At 70.9% G+C, this 15,839-nt stretch carries 15 protein-coding genes; 6 read left to right on the forward strand and 9 right to left on the reverse strand.

Translation table 11 applies throughout. From position 1 onward, the window contains the following. Positions 1-7 precede the first annotated feature (7 nt). Complete coding sequence (locus ACZ63F_RS32485) at positions 8-1,546, reverse strand: CYTH and CHAD domain-containing protein (protein WP_469716494.1); 1,539 nt, start codon at positions 1,544-1,546, stop codon at positions 8-10. Between the two features lie 280 nt (positions 1,547-1,826). Between ACZ63F_RS32485 and ACZ63F_RS32490 the strand changes: the two genes are divergently transcribed. Further along, a complete protein-coding gene (locus ACZ63F_RS32490) occupies positions 1,827-2,471 on the forward strand; it encodes a dihydrofolate reductase family protein (protein ID WP_469716496.1) in 645 nt (214 codons plus the stop codon). 111 nt (positions 2,472-2,582) lie between these two features. Here ACZ63F_RS32490 and ACZ63F_RS32495 read toward each other — a convergent pair whose 3' ends face one another. After that, positions 2,583-5,054, reverse strand: a complete 2,472-nt coding sequence (locus ACZ63F_RS32495; RefSeq protein ID WP_469716499.1) for an endonuclease/exonuclease/phosphatase family protein — start codon at positions 5,052-5,054, stop codon at positions 2,583-2,585. Positions 5,055-5,393: 339 nt separating this feature from the next. Between ACZ63F_RS32495 and mgrA the strand changes: the two genes are divergently transcribed. Then, positions 5,394-6,437 (forward strand): L-glyceraldehyde 3-phosphate reductase, encoded by a 1,044-nt coding sequence (gene mgrA / locus ACZ63F_RS32500; protein WP_469716504.1) that lies wholly within the window; start codon positions 5,394-5,396, stop codon positions 6,435-6,437. Between the two features lie 253 nt (positions 6,438-6,690). Here mgrA and ACZ63F_RS32505 read toward each other — a convergent pair whose 3' ends face one another. Further along, a complete protein-coding gene (locus tag ACZ63F_RS32505) occupies positions 6,691-7,251 on the reverse strand; it encodes a hypothetical protein (protein WP_469716506.1) in 561 nt (186 codons plus the stop codon). Positions 7,252-7,351: 100 nt separating this feature from the next. On the opposite strand from ACZ63F_RS32505, the gene ACZ63F_RS32510 reads away from it, so the two are divergent. Beyond that, positions 7,352-8,053 (forward strand): TetR/AcrR family transcriptional regulator, encoded by a 702-nt coding sequence (locus ACZ63F_RS32510; RefSeq protein ID WP_469716509.1) that lies wholly within the window; start codon positions 7,352-7,354, stop codon positions 8,051-8,053. Positions 8,054-8,142: 89 nt separating this feature from the next. Here the strand turns inward: ACZ63F_RS32510 and ACZ63F_RS32515 are convergent, their stop codons facing one another. From ACZ63F_RS32515 to ACZ63F_RS32540, 6 genes are all read right to left on the reverse strand, one after another. Then, the gene (locus ACZ63F_RS32515; RefSeq protein ID WP_469716511.1) at positions 8,143-8,718 is read right to left on the reverse strand and encodes a hypothetical protein; all 576 of its coding nucleotides are present in this window, start codon (positions 8,716-8,718) and stop codon (positions 8,143-8,145) included. A gap of 347 nt (positions 8,719-9,065) precedes the next feature. Further along, a complete protein-coding gene (locus ACZ63F_RS32520) occupies positions 9,066-9,500 on the reverse strand; it encodes a VOC family protein (RefSeq protein ID WP_469716514.1) in 435 nt (144 codons plus the stop codon). A 115-nt stretch (positions 9,501-9,615) separates the two neighbouring features. After that, a complete protein-coding gene (locus tag ACZ63F_RS32525; RefSeq protein ID WP_469716516.1) occupies positions 9,616-10,743 on the reverse strand; it encodes a DUF3103 family protein in 1,128 nt (375 codons plus the stop codon). Positions 10,744-10,963: 220 nt separating this feature from the next. Continuing rightward, on the reverse strand, positions 10,964-11,692 hold the full coding sequence (locus ACZ63F_RS32530) for a FadR/GntR family transcriptional regulator (RefSeq protein WP_469716519.1): 729 nt from the start codon (positions 11,690-11,692) through the stop codon (positions 10,964-10,966). Between the two features lie 188 nt (positions 11,693-11,880). Continuing rightward, complete coding sequence (locus tag ACZ63F_RS32535; protein WP_469716521.1) at positions 11,881-12,999, reverse strand: Gfo/Idh/MocA family protein; 1,119 nt, start codon at positions 12,997-12,999, stop codon at positions 11,881-11,883. Beyond that, a complete protein-coding gene (locus ACZ63F_RS32540) occupies positions 12,999-13,796 on the reverse strand; it encodes a sugar phosphate isomerase/epimerase family protein (protein ID WP_469716523.1) in 798 nt (265 codons plus the stop codon). Before ACZ63F_RS32540 ends, ACZ63F_RS32535 begins: the two co-directional genes overlap by 1 nt. A gap of 83 nt (positions 13,797-13,879) precedes the next feature. Here ACZ63F_RS32540 and ACZ63F_RS32545 point away from each other — a divergent pair, with 83 nt between their 5' ends. The 3 genes from ACZ63F_RS32545 to ACZ63F_RS32555 are packed head-to-tail and all read left to right on the forward strand — an operon-like array spanning position 13,880 to position 15,797. Next, positions 13,880-14,509 carry a TetR/AcrR family transcriptional regulator gene (locus tag ACZ63F_RS32545; protein ID WP_469716526.1) on the forward strand — a complete coding sequence of 210 codons (630 nt, stop codon included), beginning with the start codon at positions 13,880-13,882 and terminating at the stop codon, positions 14,507-14,509. Between the two features lie 53 nt (positions 14,510-14,562). Next, entirely contained in the window at positions 14,563-15,228 is a 666-nt protein-coding gene (locus ACZ63F_RS32550) for a nitroreductase (RefSeq protein ID WP_469716528.1), read from the forward strand. Between the two features lie 44 nt (positions 15,229-15,272). Beyond that, complete coding sequence (locus ACZ63F_RS32555) at positions 15,273-15,797, forward strand: hypothetical protein (protein ID WP_469716531.1); 525 nt, start codon at positions 15,273-15,275, stop codon at positions 15,795-15,797. The last annotated feature ends 42 nt before the right edge of the window (positions 15,798-15,839 follow it).

Raw genomic sequence — 15,839 nt, forward strand, 5'->3', positions numbered from 1 at the left:
CCGGTCGCTAGCCGAGCGTCCGGTGCGGATCGCGCCGCGAGACGTCCGCCCACGCCGTCGGCAGCTCTCGTTCGAGCCTGGCGGCCTCGGCCTGCTCGTGTCCGTACAACAGACCCCAGACAAAGGAGGGTTCGCCGGCCGCGTGTGCCGCCAGGGTCATCTTGCGCAGGGCGTCCCTGGCCACGACGCTGTCCTGGTGGTCCCCGAGCACCTTCTGGACGGCTTTGACGCGTTTGCCCAGGCGCTTGGCGGGTTTACCGAGTGCGTCACGCGCCGGCTCCGTGGCATACCTCGTCTTCTTGGCCGCCTTACGGGCCCCGTGGAGGGCGGTGTCGCGTTCCGGCCCCGGCGAGAGTTCCAGCGCGCGGGAAACGCGGCCGGCAAGACGGTCGTATTCCTTGAGGACGGCCTTGGCCATCACGTTCTCCGGCTTCCGGGTGGCCTTGCGGCGTAGCGGGGGCTGTTCCGTCAGCGCTGCCAGAGAGTCCAGAAGGGCGAGGTAACGGGGTGAGTTGAGGGCGTCGAGGGTGCGCTGGTGCGCCTCGGAGCTGTTGTTGAGGTCCCACACCTGCAGCCGTGCGGCGACGGGACCGAAGACCAGTTCCGCAGGCAGCGCGTCGATCCTCGAACCCCACCTCTCCCGGAGCACTTCCTGGTCGCGCTCCGCACCCAGTTCGTTGCCCAGCCACTTGAGTTCTTCGCGGACGGGATCGGTGACCCTGCGGTCGAGGACGGACCGGTAGGAGCGCAGCACGCTGCGCAGCCGCCGGCATGCGACGCGCATCTTGTGCACCGAGTCGGGTACGTCCCGGCGTGCCGCGGGGTCCAGGCTCACCAGGGTGCGAACCTGCTCTTCCACGTAGTCGAGGACCGCTTCCCCGGCCGATCCGGGCACCACGGTCCCGGCGGCGATCCCGCCCCGCAGACGGGGTGCCCCCACCGTCGTCTCCTCCAGAGCCCGGGCCAGCTTGGACGGCGAGTCGGCACGGCTTATGCCGCTCTTGCGCAGCGTCTTGTCCACGACGTCCAAAAGCGCCGGGTCGGTGTCCGCCGTGAGTTCGACCTCCATCTCGGTCCAGGAGGCCGTCGTGTTGGTGACCAGCAGGGACTCGGCGCGCACCGCGTCGATGGTCAGCTCGGCGAGGACGGCGTTCCCGGAACCGACGAGCTGCCACAGGCCGCGCCTGGAACGGATCCGGACGACCGGCAGCACGTCCGCTCCCCGGGTACGGGAAAGGGCCAGGTCGCGCAGAGCGTCCGGAAGGGTGTCGGACAGCGGGGCCCGCACCTCTTCGCGGCTGTCCCCGGAGAGCGGCAGTTTCAGATGCCAGCCCGCGTCGGCTCCGCCCGTCCTTCGCCTGAGCGCGGCCGAGGCACCGGCCAGGCGCAGGTCGGCCGTGTCGTAGTAGACGGCGTCCACATCCTCGGTGCCCCGGTCCACGACGGACACGATGTCGCCCACTCCGGTGAGGTCGGGCAGCCAAGTCGTGTCGTCAGCCGACGGAGCGTCGTACTTTCGCTCTGTTTCCTGCTTCGTGTCGGTCATGTCCTGCGCGTACACCTGTGCGCCCGGGACAAACGTCCTCGTGGGCCAGCCCACTGGCACGGCCGCGGGCAACCTGGCCCTCGGACAGCCGCACGGGCCGGCGCGGTGAGCGGTGTGGGGGGGGTGAGGGCACCCGACCCGACATCCCGCCGACGGGCGCGCTTCGCGACCGCCTGGAAGAAAGTCGTGGGCCGCTGTCGATCCGGCCGCATGCTGTTCGACGTCATGGTGTGGGGCGTTGGGCCGCACGATGACACGAGAGGGTTCGGTGAGGACGCGGATGGATCAATTGCTGAGAGTCATGAACTTCATGGTCTCGAGTGACGGCATCGGTGCCGGTGAGCATCAGAGTCTGGAGAAGCCGTTCGGCCTCGACGGTCCGGAACGGCTGTTCTCCTGGGCCGGAGCGACGGCCAGCTGGCCCATGCGCACGGATCCCGGGGGGAGCCGGGGCCTGGACGACTACTTCACGCGGGACTTCCCGCGCAACATCGGGGCCGAGATCATGGGCCGCAACAAGTTCGGGCCCCAGCGCGGGCCCTGGCAGGACCACGAGTGGCGCGGCTGGTGGGGCGAGGAGCCCCCGTTCCGCACGCCGGTGTTCGTCATGACCCACCACGAGCGTCCCTCGTTCACGCTCTCCGACACCACGTTCCACTTCGTCGACGGTACCCCGGCCACGGTTCTCGAACGGGCCCGGGAAGCGGCGCGGGGCAAGGACGTCCGACTGGGCGGCGGGGTCACCACGGTCCGGCAGTTCCTCGATGCCGACCTCGTGGACACCCTGCATGTCGTGGTCTCGCCGGTGACGTTCGGGTCGGGGCTACGGCTCTGGAAATCCCCCGACGAACTGCTCGACCGGTTCCACCTGGAGGTCGTGCCCAGCCCGAGCGGGGTGACGCACCACTTGTTCTGGCGAAGGTGACACGAGGAGGCCCGGACCGCCGCCAGCCGTGAGTGCGCGGACTCCGCCGCGACGCGGCCCGGTCGTCCCGTGCGGGACGACCGGGCTGCGGCCGGGTGACGCGATGTGCCGTTACGGCTTCACGCGGACGATCTGCGGGTCGTGGTCGCTGGTCTGGTCGGCGAACTCGCTGTTGATGTGCACCACGTCGTAGTCGGCGCCGTGCTTCAGGCCCGGGCTGACCAGGATGTGGTCGAGGACCTGGGAGTTGCCCTCGTAGACGTACGAGTAACGCTCCTTGACCGGCAGGGTGTTCACCAGGTCGGTGAGGATCTCGCCGTTCTCCGTGAGCGAGGTCGCCGCGGGCGAGAACTGGTAGTCGTTCAGGTCGCCCAGGACGACCAGGTCCGCCTTGGGGTTCGCCTTCTCCAGCGACTCGACGAACTCCCGCTCCACCAGCGCCTGCCGGTTGCGCTGGGCCTCGGAGCTGCGGACCGGCGGCTGGAAGCGGCTGTCGATCGCCTGGTCGCCGCCCTTGCTGTTGAAGTGGTTGGCGACGACGAACAGCGTCTTGCCGCGGAAGGTGAACTCGCCCGCGAGCGGCTTGCGCGAGTCGGTCCACGCGCTGTCGGTGGGCGCGATCCGGCCCGGCGACGCGGTCAGGTGTGTGTCCGCGCCCGTACCGGTGACACCGACGGCCGTCGTGGAGTCGCCGCCCGGCCGGTCGTTGAACTGCACGCGGTCGGGGTTGAACAGGAACGCCTGGCGGATGTTGCCGCCCGGCTGGCCGCCGTCCTTGTCGTTGACGGGGTCGATCTGCCGCCACTCGTAGCGCGGGCCGCCGGCCGCCACGATCGCGTCGACCAGCTTGCCGAGCGTCTTGTCGGCGGCGACCGTGCCGTCGTCGGTGGCGCCGCTGTTGTCCTGGATCTCCTCCAGGGCGACGATGTCGGGCGAACGCAGGTTCGTCACCAGGCCCTTGGCCAGCGCGTCGAACTTCGACTGCGCGTTGCCCGGCGCGAGGTTCTCCACGTTGTACGTGGCGACGCTCACCTGCGAGGAGCTCTGCTTAGCCGTCACCTCGGGCTTGATGCCGCCGCTGCGGACGGTGCCGATGGTGCGGGCCTGTACCGCGTACGTGCCGCCGAACTGGTTGTAGTCGAGCGGGCCTTCGGTGGTGCCCTCCAGTGTGTCGCCCACGTTCGCCACGGGGAACGCCTGCTGGGCGGTCGGGATCAGCGACTGGACCATCAGCCGGCCCGAGTTGGGGTCGTCGTAGCCCGTGTAGAGGGTGCCGCCCCGCTTGGTGGGGTTCTGGTCCGGCTGGACGGTCACCCACATCTCCGCGTACGGGTCGGTCGCGCCGACCACCCGGCTGCTGCCGATGCGGACGTTCATGCCCTCCAGCGACTCGTAGGTGTCGAGGGCGTACTCGTCGGGGCGCAGCGGCAGGTTCTCGATGCTCGCGCCGCCCGCCTGCGGGGCGAACTGCTCGGGCACCGAGTGCTCGTCGAGGACGACCGGGGCCGGCACGGCGTTGCCGCTCGACACGACGTTCACGGTGGCCTTGGTGAGTTCGGTGACGGACTGGATGCCGGTGTCCTGGCCGCCCGGGTAGTACTCCTGGACCGTGGCGTCGAGGGAGACGCTGTCGCCGACCTGCACGGTGGGCGTGGTGGAACCGGTGAAGACGAAGATGCCCTCGCTGGTACGGGGGTCGGCGTCGGGGTTCGGGTCCTGGACCCAGTAGCCCCGCGAGGAGCCGTACGAGCGGATGCCCGTGACGATGCCGGTGACACCGGAGACGGTCTTGCCGTTGAGCGGCGAGACGCGGGCGTCGCCCTGGATGTCGTGGATCTTCGCCGGGGTGGCCGGCGGGGTGGTGGCGGGCGGCGTGCTCGCCGGGTCGGTCGGGGTCGTGCCGCCGCCGGTGCTCCCGGAGTTCTGCGGGGACGGGTCGCCCGCGGTGAAGTCCGCGGCGTTGTCGTCGGTGTCGGCGAGGGTGGCCGCGCGGGCCACGGAGGTGGTGTTGCCGGCGCCGGCCGCGGCGCCGTTGCCCTCGTGCACCACCGCGGTGCCGAAGCCGACCAGGTCCTTGACCCGTGAGTCGGCCTGGCAGTCGGCGGCGGTCAGGCAGGTCAGCGGGTCGCTGCCGGTGACCAGTGCGATGGTGCCGTTGGTGCCGGACATGTTGATCGTGCCGGTCGCGTCGGGCGTCGGCAGCGCCTTGGTGCCGCCCGTGCCCGCGGCTTCCTGGACCAGGTAGCGGCCGCCGCCGGCGAGCGAACCGGTGAGCGGGGTCGACTGCCACTTGGAGGAGGCGGTCGGCGTGCCCGGCAGGTACTGGACGCTGTAGCCGCTCAGGTCGACCGAGCCGCTGCCGGCGTTGGCCAGCTCGACGAAGTCGTTGGTGTACGTGGCGCCCGAGTTGCCGCCGCCTCCGTAGACCTCGGCGATCAGCGCCTCGTGCGAGGCGGCCATGGCGTTGATGCTCAGACCGGCCGTGGCGAGCACGACGGCGCCCGCGATGCCGTAGGGCAGGGCGCGCTTGCGTCTGGAGCGCTGCGGACGCGGCGCGGCGGCCTCGGATGAGGGGTGCGGCACGGAGGAGTCTCCTTCATACAGACGGCGTGACGTGGGTACACGAGCGCACCGGGTCCCCCCGGCGTACGACCAGCCAAGATACGCGCGTAGACAACAGGCCCCCAATACTTGGGAGATGAACTCTGAGACACAAACGGAGGTCGGGTATTCCGGTTCGGTGCCGTGATGTTCCCGTGGGCCCCGGCGGCGGCCACGGCTCGCTCCGTGGGGGCTCTTTGAGCAGTGACACCGATGAATGCGATGTGCCTGAGCTGTTGGACTCGGAAATCGAGCCGGGGCACAGTAGGCACGTTCACCCCACGAACGGCACGAAACCCACTGTCACCTGCGGAGACCCCCATGAACCACGTCGCGGACCCCGAGCGGTACAACGGCACGATGCGCTACCGGCGCACCGGGCGTTCGGGCCTCGACCTGCCCGTCCTGTCCCTGGGCTACTGGCACAACTTCGGCGACGACCGGTCGTTCGAGAGCCAGCGGGACATCGCCCTGCGCGCCTTCGACCTGGGAATCACCCACCACGACCTTGCCAACAACTACGGGCCGCCCTACGGCTCCGCCGAACTCAACTTCGGGCGGCTGCTGAAGCAGGACCTCGCGCCGTACCGGGACGAGCTGGTCGTCTCCACGAAGGCCGGCTGGGACATGTGGCCCGGCCCCTACGGCCAGGGCGGCGGCTCCCGGAAGTACCTGCTGGCCTCCCTCGACCAGTCCCTGCGGCGCATGGGCCTCGACTACGTCGACATCTTCTACTCCCACCGCCTTGACGCCGGCACGCCCCTCGAGGAGACGATGGGCGCGCTGGACACCGCCGTCCGCCAGGGCAAGGCCCTGTACGTCGGCATCTCCTCGTACGACACCGAGCGCACCCGGCAGGCCGCCGCGATCCTGCGGGAACTGGGGACGCCTCTCCTCATCCACCAGCCGTCGTACAGCATGGTGAACCGCTGGATCGAGACGGACGGGCTGCTCGACGCGGCGCAGGAGGAGGGCTTCGGCGTCATCGGGTTCACCGCGCTCGCGCAAGGTCTGCTCACCGGGCGCTACCTCGACGGCATCCCGGAGGGCTCGCGGGCCGCGGCCGGCACGTCGTTCGACGCGGACTGGCTCTCGGACGACATGCTGGACAGGCTGCGCGCGCTCAACTCCATCGCCCAGCGCCGTGGACAGACCCTCGCGCAGATGGCGCTCGCCTGGGCACTGCGGGACCGGCGGGTCACCTCGCTGGTCATCGGCGCGTCCCGTACCGAGCAGCTCGAGCAGAACGTCGCCGCGCTGGAGAACCTGGAGTTCACCGCCGAGGAACTGGCCGAGATCGACACGTACGCCGTCGAAGGCGGCGTCGACCTGTGGCACGACGCCCGGACCGGCAAGATGTACTGAGGCCGTACACGCGTCGGCCGACGGCCCGCACGACGGCCGACGCGGCCTTGGCTCCGGGCCGACAGGAGCGCGCCTTCGAGGTGCCGGGTGTGCGCTGCTCCGGCCTGCCGGCGGCGGTGCCGGGCCCCGCGTCGGGTGCAGCGGGGCGTGCCGGCCCACCCGAGGAGCCCCATCCGCCACTGTCACCTCTGCCCGGTGAGCGGACTCGGCGTCTCCTTCGGGGCCGCGATCGCCGACGGGACCGCCAGGGCCCTCAGCTCCTGCTGATCGAGCGGGACAGACGGATCGCCGAGGCGAGGAAGAAGATCCCGCCGAGCGTGGCGTAGCCGGCGAGGGTGGCCAGCGAAGGGTCGTCCTGTGCGGCGCTTCGGATGAAGTTCGCGCCGGCGAGGACGGAGATGCCGCCGCTGAGGATCATGGCCCACTGGCCGCCCATCGGGCGCCGGGCGACGCCCACGAGGAGCTGGATGAGGCCGGAGACGACCGCCCACGCACCCCAGACGCGCAGTACGTCGGCGACGCCCGAGGTGCCGGCGACCACGACACCGACCGCGGCGAGCGCACTGGCGGCCATGTTGGCGTACAGGCCCTTGACCGGCCCGGCAGCGCGCGCCGACCTGGCGTCGACGACGGCCGCGGCCACGTCGAAGGCGGGATAGACGAAGAGCAGCAGCTTGGCGCCGACGGTGAGCTCGGACCCGGACACCAGCAGGAGCGCGGCCCACACGGCGGCGAAGACGAAGCGGACGATGTACAGCCGGCGCAGGGCGGGCAGGGCGCCGACGGACTCAGCGGAGGCAGTGGTGGATGCCATGGGGTTCTCCATTGTCTGCAAAGTAGAGAGAACGTTCTCTCTTGAGGCAGCCTGGCACAGCGCCTCCGTGAAAACAAGAGAGAGCGTTCTACCCCCTACAATGGGCGGCATGGCAAAGACGGATGCCGGCACAGGCACAGGCAGACGAGTCTCCGAGGCCCGGGAACGCCTCCTGAGGACTGCCGGGCAGCTCTTCTACACGGAGGGCATCCACACGGTGGGCGTCGACCGTCTGGTCGCTGAGTCGAAGGTCACCAACGCCACCTTCTACCGCCACTTCCGCAGCAAGGAAGACCTGGCCGTCGCCTACATCGCAAGCGTCGACCAGGCGATCCGCGCCCAGATCGGCTCGCTGACGGACGCGGAGGTACCGGCCGACGGTGTCCTGCGGGGCATCGGTGCGTCCCTGGTCGAGCAGATCCGTTCGCCCGGCTACCGCGGATGCGCCTTCCTCAACGCGGCGGCGGAATTCCCCGATCCCGGCCACCCGGTCCACCGGGCCGTCGTGCAGCACCGCGCATGGTTCCTTCAGACGGTCACCGGACTGTTCGCCGAGATCACGGCCGTGCAGGCCGAGTACGCCGGGCGGCACTTCGTCATGCTCCGCGACGGCGCGATGAGCGCCGGCTACCTGGGCGACCCCGTCATGGCCGGCGAGACCTTGCTGCGCGGCATCGAAGGACTGCTGCGGATCCACGCCGCCCGCGGGCAGGACGAGCGCACCGCCTCAGCATCCGGTCAGGTCTCCCCGACAATCACGACGGTCTCCGACATCGCGTGCTCGCCACCCACCAGCGCGTGACCGGGCCCGGCGCGCGGCCGGCCACGGCACGGACAGGAGCCGGCCGGGCACGGCACGGAACGGATCCGGCCAGGTCCCTCCCGAGGCCGTCAGGCATCCTCGGCTTCCTTCACGTCCGACTGGATGCTGCTTGGGGACTCCAGAGTGACAAACAGCGGCAACTTGTACAGCGGTGGAGGTTCACCTGCCAGTCCGAGTCGCTGCCAGGCCAGCCGAGCCGAGATCTTGAGCACCCGGCGCGCGCGCATGACGAGCAGGACGGCGAGCGGCAGTTCCACCAGCACGGCCGAGGCTATGCTCCCCCACACGTCGCCTCGCCCCCAGCTCAGGGAGACGTCGAACCAGGCGTCGCAGACCAGGAGCGCGGCTGCCACGAAGGACATCGGCACCAGGATCTGCCGCCGCAGCCAGACGGCCACCCCGGCGCCCGCCAGCGACACGAGCAGCATGACGTCGAAGCCCACCCACACCATGGGCCAGTACCGGGCCTCGAAGCGGTCGGGCAACGAGACGGCCAGGTAGACGGTCCACGGGACGAGCACCACCACGCACAGGGCAAGTTGTCCTGCCGCCCGCCGACGGCGGCGGCGCAGCGTGGGCCCGTCCGGTGAGAACGCCTTGTCCGTCGCGTCCGTCGTGGCGGTGGGGTTGCTCTGCTCGCTCATCCTTGCCTGTCCCTGATAGCAGGTCACGGCCCGGGCCGACTCCGTCGGGGACCGCGCTGCCGGTCGCGTCGTACGGGCAGCGCCCGGGCGTGCGGCCCAGGCCGCGGAACCTGTCGATCGCTCTTCGATGGTACGGCGACCCCCCGGCCCGCCTGCGGGCAGAGCCCCTGGCCAGGTGGCCGGCTGCTCAGCCCTCGGCCGGACGGATTCCGTCCGGCAGGGCGATGTCCCAGGCGAGCGTGAGGTTCTTGATCAGCGAGGCGCGGGTGTCGGGGTATCCCCGCCCCACCCGCGACCAGAGAGGCCCGGGGGAGGTGGTGTCCCACTCCCCCGGGCTCGATGAATGTTCAGTCGATGCAGAACTCGTTGCCCTCGATGTCCAGCATCGGGATGCAGGACTCGTTATCCTCGTCGGCGTACAGCGTCTGCACGTGGGTCGCACCGAGCGCGACCAGTCGTGCGCACTCGGCTTCGAGCACGGCGAGGCGCTCGTCCCCCACGAGTCCGGTGCCGACCCGGACGTCGAGATGCACCCGGTTCTTGACGGCCTTGCCTTCGGGGACGCGCTGGAAGTACAGGCGCGGGCCGACACCTGAGGGATCACTGCAGGCGGACCATGATCCCCGCTTCTCCGGAGGCAGGCTGCGGTTGTAGTCGTCCCAGGTGGCGAACCCCTCCGGTGGCGACGGCATGACGTAGCCCAGCACTTCGCACCAGAAGCGGGCGACACGCTCAGGTTCTGCGCAGTCGAAGGTGACTTGGAACTTCTTGATCGCTGACACCGGCGCACCGTACCCCGTACCCGAGGAGCGCGCCGCTCATTTCTCTGGACGGGCGGCTGCCGGCCCGCGCCTGGGGGTGCGGACTAGAACTCCTCGACGAAGTAGGGCTCGACGGTCATCCAGCCGTTGCCCGAGGCGCCTTGAGCCGGCCCGTGGAGTTCTGGGCGAGGGTGTACCAGGACTCCACGTAGTCGGGGTCGTCGGTGAACCAGCTGTCGGGTATCGCGCTCAGGACCGCGTTCACCAGCGGGATGTAGGTGCCCTGGTCGGTCACGGTGAGCAGCGCCGTGGTGATCGCCTGCGCCAGCGCACGGTAGTTGGTGCCGTCGTCGTCCTCCATCATGACGACGTCGGCCAGGTTGTACTTGTAGGTGGACCAGTTGACCAGGATCTGGTTCGGGTAGTAGACGGTGCCGTCGTAGTCCAGGTAGGGCATGTCCACCGAGTCGACGCGCGCCGTGCCGTCCTGGCCGAAGCCGGTCACCAGCGAGAACATCTCGGCGGCGCCCTTGAACCAGGGCTCCTTGTCGTCGTTCACCTCGACGGCCGTGACCTTGGTCGCCCACCAGCCCGCCGTGCTCGCGGCGTCGGCCCTGTTCGCGGCCTTCGATGACGGGAGGGAGGTCAGGCCCTTGTCGGCGAAGGCCTTCTGCAGCACCTTCAGGCCGGCCCGGTGGGCCTTGGTGACGTCGATGTCCAGGATGTACAGCGGGCGTTCGGGGACGCGCGCGGTGTCGACGGCATGGGCGTGGCCCTGACTGTCGTACGCCGTGATGGCCTTGGCGTCGTCGTCGGTCGCGGGGACGGCGATCCAGGGGGTGACTCCGGCCTTCAGGTGCGACCGCATGGACGGCGCGCCCAGCCGGACGCGCAGCAGCGAGCCGGTCGACGCGGGCAGGCCCTTCAGGGCCGCGACGCGGTGGTCCGCGGCGGACACGGAGGCGAAGAGGTGCCTGCCCTCGGGAGCGGCGGTGCTGCTCGCGAGCGCCTGGAGGTCCACGTCCGCGCCGCCGAGTGCGGCCGCACGGATCTGCTCGCGCCAGCGCGGGTCGCGCAGCGAGGCGGACAGCGCCTTCGCGACGTCCTGTTCGGTCGACAGCACCGGAGACTTGCGGAACGTCCCGGACTGGTCCTGCGCGTCCCGCACCGGTGCTGCGATCGCCGGCTGGACGCAGCCGCCGATGACCGCGGACAGCATCACGCCGATGAGGACGCTGCGTCTCCTGCTTGATCTGTTCACCATGCTCCTTGTGTTGTCGGTCGCCGCCGCGCCCAGGGTGAACGGGCGGCCGTCATGGGGTCGGGTCCCGCCTGGAACTGCTTGTCCGGGACATGACATAAAAGTGCGCGTGGGATGAACGGACATCCCCGCTCGAACGGGGCCGTGCCGCAGGCAGGCGGGATCGCCGTGGACGCTCAGCGTCGACGTGAGCCGGTGCGCATCCGGGTCGCGGCCGGGGCGGCTACCGGAGGCCGTCGGCGGGTGGGCGGCCGCGCGGGCTGCTCAGTGAACCGAGCATGATCTTCTCGGTGCCGGCCAGATACGTCTCGGCCGCGCGCCGCGCCTCAACGGCGTCCCGGGCGGCCACGGCCCGCACCACCGGCGCGAGGCGGTCCGCCGCCCGCGCCGCGTCCTCGAACGGCGCCCGCAGCGCGGCCCGTACCGGAAGATAGGCGTTGAACAGCGTGTTCGTGAGGAGCAGGTAGACCCGGTTGCCGGTGGCCCGCGCCAGTTCGCGGTGCACTTCCACGTCGGCGAGCTGGACGGCGTCGGCGTCCGGGCCGTCCGCGACCTGCCGCAGCAGGTGTTCCAGCCGCCGGGCCTGTCGTTCCGTGCGCCGGTCGGCCGCGCGGCCGGCGATCAGGGAGCCGATGTGCCGGCGTACCTCGAAGACCTCCCGCAGCCACGCGGGGTCCTGCGCCGCCAGCATCGGGAGCAGGTCGGCGCCCCCGATCCGCAGGTAGTCCAGGACGCGGGTGCCGATACCGTGCCGGGTGCTCAGCAGCCCCGCCTGCTCCAACCGCGTCAGCGCGTGCTTCAACGTCGTACGGGTGACCCCGTACCCGGCGGCCAGCTCCCGCTCGGGGGGCAGCAGGGTTCCGGGGCCGTGGGTGCCGCTGAGGATGTCCTCACGCAGCCGTGCCTCAAGCAGGTCGACCACGGTTCGGCGCGGAATGCTCTCGACGGCCACGGAGGATCTCCCAGGCTTCGGTAAGTGGTTCAGCGGTCGGCGGCCCGCTGGTCGAGCGGTCCACCGGTTCTGCGACCTGTTGGTCCAGTGGCTCAGCCACTGGACCAGTGAAGCAGCCGCCCGACCGCCGCGTCAATTACCCGTGCCGGGCGATCAGTTGAGCCCCGGCCCCGGCATGCGGGGGCCGGTCAGAGGGTGGCTCCGTAGGGGTCGCGGTCCTCGGGGACGAGCGGTATCTCGGGCACCGTGCTGGCGACGCGGACGGTCTCGCCGGAGGTGACGGCCTCGTCGATGGACACCATGGTGTCCAGGACGTGGTAGCCGAGGTCTCCGCCGGCGATGTGCGGGGTTCCGGCGCGGACGGCCCGCGCCATGTCCAGGACTCCGAGGCCGCGGCCGCCCTCGACGCCGACGGGCGCTACGGTCTCCCACTCCGCCTCCCGGCCCCGCTGTGGCACGCGCGTGATCCTCACCTCGCCGGCGAAGGTGTTGGGGTCGGGCAGGACCAGGGTGCCCTCGGTGCCGGTGATCTCCACGAACCCGGTGCGGGTGAGCGGGGAGTCGAAGCTGAAGACACTCTGGCCGACGCCACCGCTCTCGAACTGGGTGAGCGCGGAGACATGGGTGGGTACGGCGACGGCGAACTCGGTGCCGGAGCGCTCCCCGCTGCGTACGGTGCGGACCGTGCGGGCGGTCGAGCCGAGCGCGGCGACCCGGGAGACCGGACCGAACAGGCAGACCAGCGCGGTGAGGTAGTAGGGCCCCATGTCGAACAGGGGGCCGGCGCCCCTGGCGAACAGGAACTCCGGGTTCGGGTGCCACAGGTCGGGTCCCGCGTACTGCATGACGGTCTGCGCGGACAGCGGGGAGCCGATGGCGCCACGGGCGATCGCGCGCAGGGCGGTCTGGAGGCCGGGGCCGAGGATCGTGTCGGGGGCGACTCCGACCCGCAGACCGGCCGCGGCGGCCTGGTCGAGCAGGGCTCGCGCGTCGGCGCGGTCCAGGGCGATCGGCTTCTCGGACCAGACGTGCTTGCCGGCGGCCAGGATCGCGGAGCTCACCTCGGCGTGCACGGCGGGAACGGTCAGGTTGACGATGATCTCGACGTCCGGGTGGGCGAGGACGTCCGCGGCCGTTCCCCACTCCTTGACCCCGTACGCGCGGGCCTGGGCCTCGGCGCGCGCGGTGTCGAGGTCGCCCACGGCGGCCACGTGCAGGTCGGGGTAGCGGGTGAGGCTGGTCAGGTACTGGTCGCTGATGTTGCCGGCGCCGATGACGCCGACGCCGACCGGGTGGTGTGCCGTCATCAGGCGATGCCCTTGCCCTTCAGGTAGGAGATGCCTGTCGCGATGCCCTCGAAGACGTCGCCGTCGTAGTGGTCGAACTCGATGACGGCGTACTCGGCGTGCGGGGCCGCGGCGAGCGAGGCGGCCAGCGGGATCTGCCCCTGGCCCGCCGCGACCTGGCCGGTGTCGGCGGGGTCGAAGGGGGCGCCGGAGGTGAACGGGTCGTCGATCACGGGGCCGTCCTTCACGTGCAGGGCACGTACCCGGGAGCCCAGCCGGCCGAGCAGGGCGACGACGTCGTTGCCGCCGGCGGCGGCCCAGAACAAGTCGATCTCCAGGGCGACTTCCGGGTTCAGGAGGTCCGCGAAGCGTTCGAAGGCGCTGACACCGCCGACGGTGTGCACGAACTCCTGGGAGTGGTTGTGGTAGCCGACCCTGAGTCCGTGCCCGGCGGCGCGCTCGGCGGCCTCGTTCAGGAGGTCGGCGGTACGGGCGATCTCCTTCTCGTCGGCCCACCGGGAGGCGGGCACGAACGGGTCGAAGAGGATCTCCACGCCCAGTCGCCGGGCGGCCCGGAAGGTGTCGTCGAGATCGGTCCCCGGCGCGCCGTCGGGCGACAGGAACCCGGCGTGCCCGGTCCGCGCGGACAGGCCGTGCCGGGCGAGCGCGTCGGCGAGTTCGTCCGCGCGGTGCGTGAAGCCGAAGACCTCGACGTTGGTCAGCCCCAGGGCGGCCAGGCGGGCGAGGGCGGCGTCCTCGTCTGCCTCCAGAGCCTGGCGTACGGAGTAGAGCTGAACCGACAACTGTGGTGTCGACAAGGGGAACTCCTCTCGTGGCGGACGGCCGGGAAACAGAATACCGACAGGGGTGCTGGTTTCTAGGGGTCGTTAGCATCTTGTTCATGGCAAGGGAGACGGCTCGGCCGGCGGCGGCCCCGCGGAACTACCCCAAGGGGGAGCGACGGCGTGCCCAGATCATCGAGGCCGCGTTCACCGCGTTCGGGCAGGTGGGCTACCGCAACGCGAGCATGGTGCAGCTCGCCGCCGCCTGCGGAGTCTCACGCGCGGGCCTGCTGCACCACTTCCCCACCAAGGAGTCGCTCCTGGAGGCGGTCCTGGAGACACGCGACCGTCAGGACGGCGAGCACTTCCTCGAATCGGGTGCGCTCAGCCAGGACGGCCTCGCCTACTTCGCCGCGATGATCAGGCTCGTCGCACACAACCAGGCCAACCCCGTCATCGTGAGCCTGTTCGCGGTGCTGTCCAGCGAGGCCACCGCGGCGGACCACCCGGCGCGCCCGTACTTCACGGCACGCTACGAACGCACCCGCCGCGAGATGCAGTCGGCCGTCGACGACCTGGCGCGGCGCGGGTTGCTGCGTTCCCATGTGGACGCCTCGCACCTGGCGGCGGATCTGGTCGCCTACCTCGACGGCCTGCAGGTCCAGTGGCTGCTCAGCCCGGACACCATCGACATGCCGGATCACCTGCGCGGGATGCTGCGCAACGTCATCAGCGTCGAACTCCCCTAGCTCCGGGCCCGTTGCGAGGGCCCGTCGCTTCGTTCCGGAAAGGCCGAGCCGGCGTGGATGTGTACGAGGCGGTGGACAGCCGCCGGGCCGTACGGGCGTTCAGCGGACGGCCCGTACCCAGGGAAGTGCTGACACGGGTACTGGCGGCGGCCGCACGGGCGCCGTCGAGCGGCAACCTCCAGCCCTGGCAGGTGTACGCGGTGTCCGGCGAGCCCCTGGACGGCCTGAAGCGGCAAGCCACCGCCAGGGCGCTGGCGGGCGACCCGGGCGACGGGCGGGAGTACCCGATGTACCCGGCCGAGCTGGCCGAGCCGTACCGGGAGCGTTTCGCCGAGGCGGCCGCCCTGCGGTACGCGGCACTCGGCATCGAACGCGAGGACCCGCAACGGCCGGTGCGGATCACCGCGTTGAACACGCAGGCGTTCGGGGCGCCCCTCGTGCTGTTCTGCTACCTCGACCGGGCGATGGGCCCCGGACAGTGGGCGGACGCCGGGATGTACCTCCAGACGGTCATGCTGCTCCTGAGAGCCGAAGGCCTGCACAGCTGCCCGCAGGTGATGTGGACGATGTACCGCGAGACGGTCAGCCGGCTGGTCGGTGCCGACGACCGTCTCGTGCTGCTGTGCGGACTCGCGGTCGGCTTCGAGGAGGAGGGCGCGTCAAGGGTGCGTACCGGCCGGGCCGACATCACCGAGACCGTGCGGTTCATCGGGGATTGAACGGGCGCTCGGCCCGGGTGCGGGGGTGTGCTTGAATGCCGGGCATGGACGGCTCCGCCCGCATGTGGGTCAGTGAGATCCCCTTCCTCGACCCGGACATGCGGGAGGTGATCCTCGACCTCGACCGGACGTCCGCCGATCCGGCCGAGCGGATGGCCTGCATGCTGCTGAACCGGGGCCACGAGGGCGAGGCCGGGGTGTTCTACCTGCTGCCGGAGGATCTCTCGGCCCGGTACGAGCGGAGCGGGAACCGGCTCTCCGTGTCCCTGCTCGCCCGCCTGGACGTACTCGCCGAGGACCTGGCCGCACGTCCGGCCGCGTTGCGTGCGCACCTCGGTAGGCTCCCCCGCGATCCCCAGCACGACGGACGTGCCGTCCTCGTGCGCCGGGAGACCGTCACCGACTTCGTGCCCGCCGAGCGGGACGGCTTCCAGCAGCCCGTGGTGCTGATCGACCACAACGCCGAACACGGCGACGGGCCGGTCGCCCTGACCGAGCTGGTGACCCTGTGCGAGCGGCAGGAGGCGGGCATCGTGGTCGCCGCCGCGCCCATGGCGCCGCCGGCCTGACCCGGGCCTGGCCGGCGCTCCGTCCTCGCCGGCACGGTACCG

It is taken from the genome of Streptomyces sp. NPDC104761 (assembly GCF_055583445.1).

Coding starts and splice junctions, on each gene's coding strand:
- ACZ63F_RS32525 (WP_469716516.1), bottom strand. CDS start 10,743: ATGGTGAACAGATCAAGCAGGAGACGCAGCGTCCTCATCGGCGTGATG.
- ACZ63F_RS32545 (WP_469716526.1), top strand. CDS start 13,880: ATGGCAAGGGAGACGGCTCGGCCGGCGGCGGCCCCGCGGAACTACCCC.
- ACZ63F_RS32510 (WP_469716509.1), top strand. CDS start 7,352: ATGGGCGGCATGGCAAAGACGGATGCCGGCACAGGCACAGGCAGACGA.
- ACZ63F_RS32505 (WP_469716506.1), bottom strand. CDS start 7,251: ATGGCATCCACCACTGCCTCCGCTGAGTCCGTCGGCGCCCTGCCCGCC.
- ACZ63F_RS32535 (WP_469716521.1), bottom strand. CDS start 12,999: ATGACGGCACACCACCCGGTCGGCGTCGGCGTCATCGGCGCCGGCAAC.
- ACZ63F_RS32485 (WP_469716494.1), bottom strand. CDS start 1,546: ATGACCGACACGAAGCAGGAAACAGAGCGAAAGTACGACGCTCCGTCG.
- mgrA (WP_469716504.1), top strand. CDS start 5,394: ATGAACCACGTCGCGGACCCCGAGCGGTACAACGGCACGATGCGCTAC.
- ACZ63F_RS32515 (WP_469716511.1), bottom strand. CDS start 8,718: ATGAGCGAGCAGAGCAACCCCACCGCCACGACGGACGCGACGGACAAG.
- ACZ63F_RS32490 (WP_469716496.1), top strand. CDS start 1,827: ATGGATCAATTGCTGAGAGTCATGAACTTCATGGTCTCGAGTGACGGC.
- ACZ63F_RS32555 (WP_469716531.1), top strand. CDS start 15,273: ATGGACGGCTCCGCCCGCATGTGGGTCAGTGAGATCCCCTTCCTCGAC.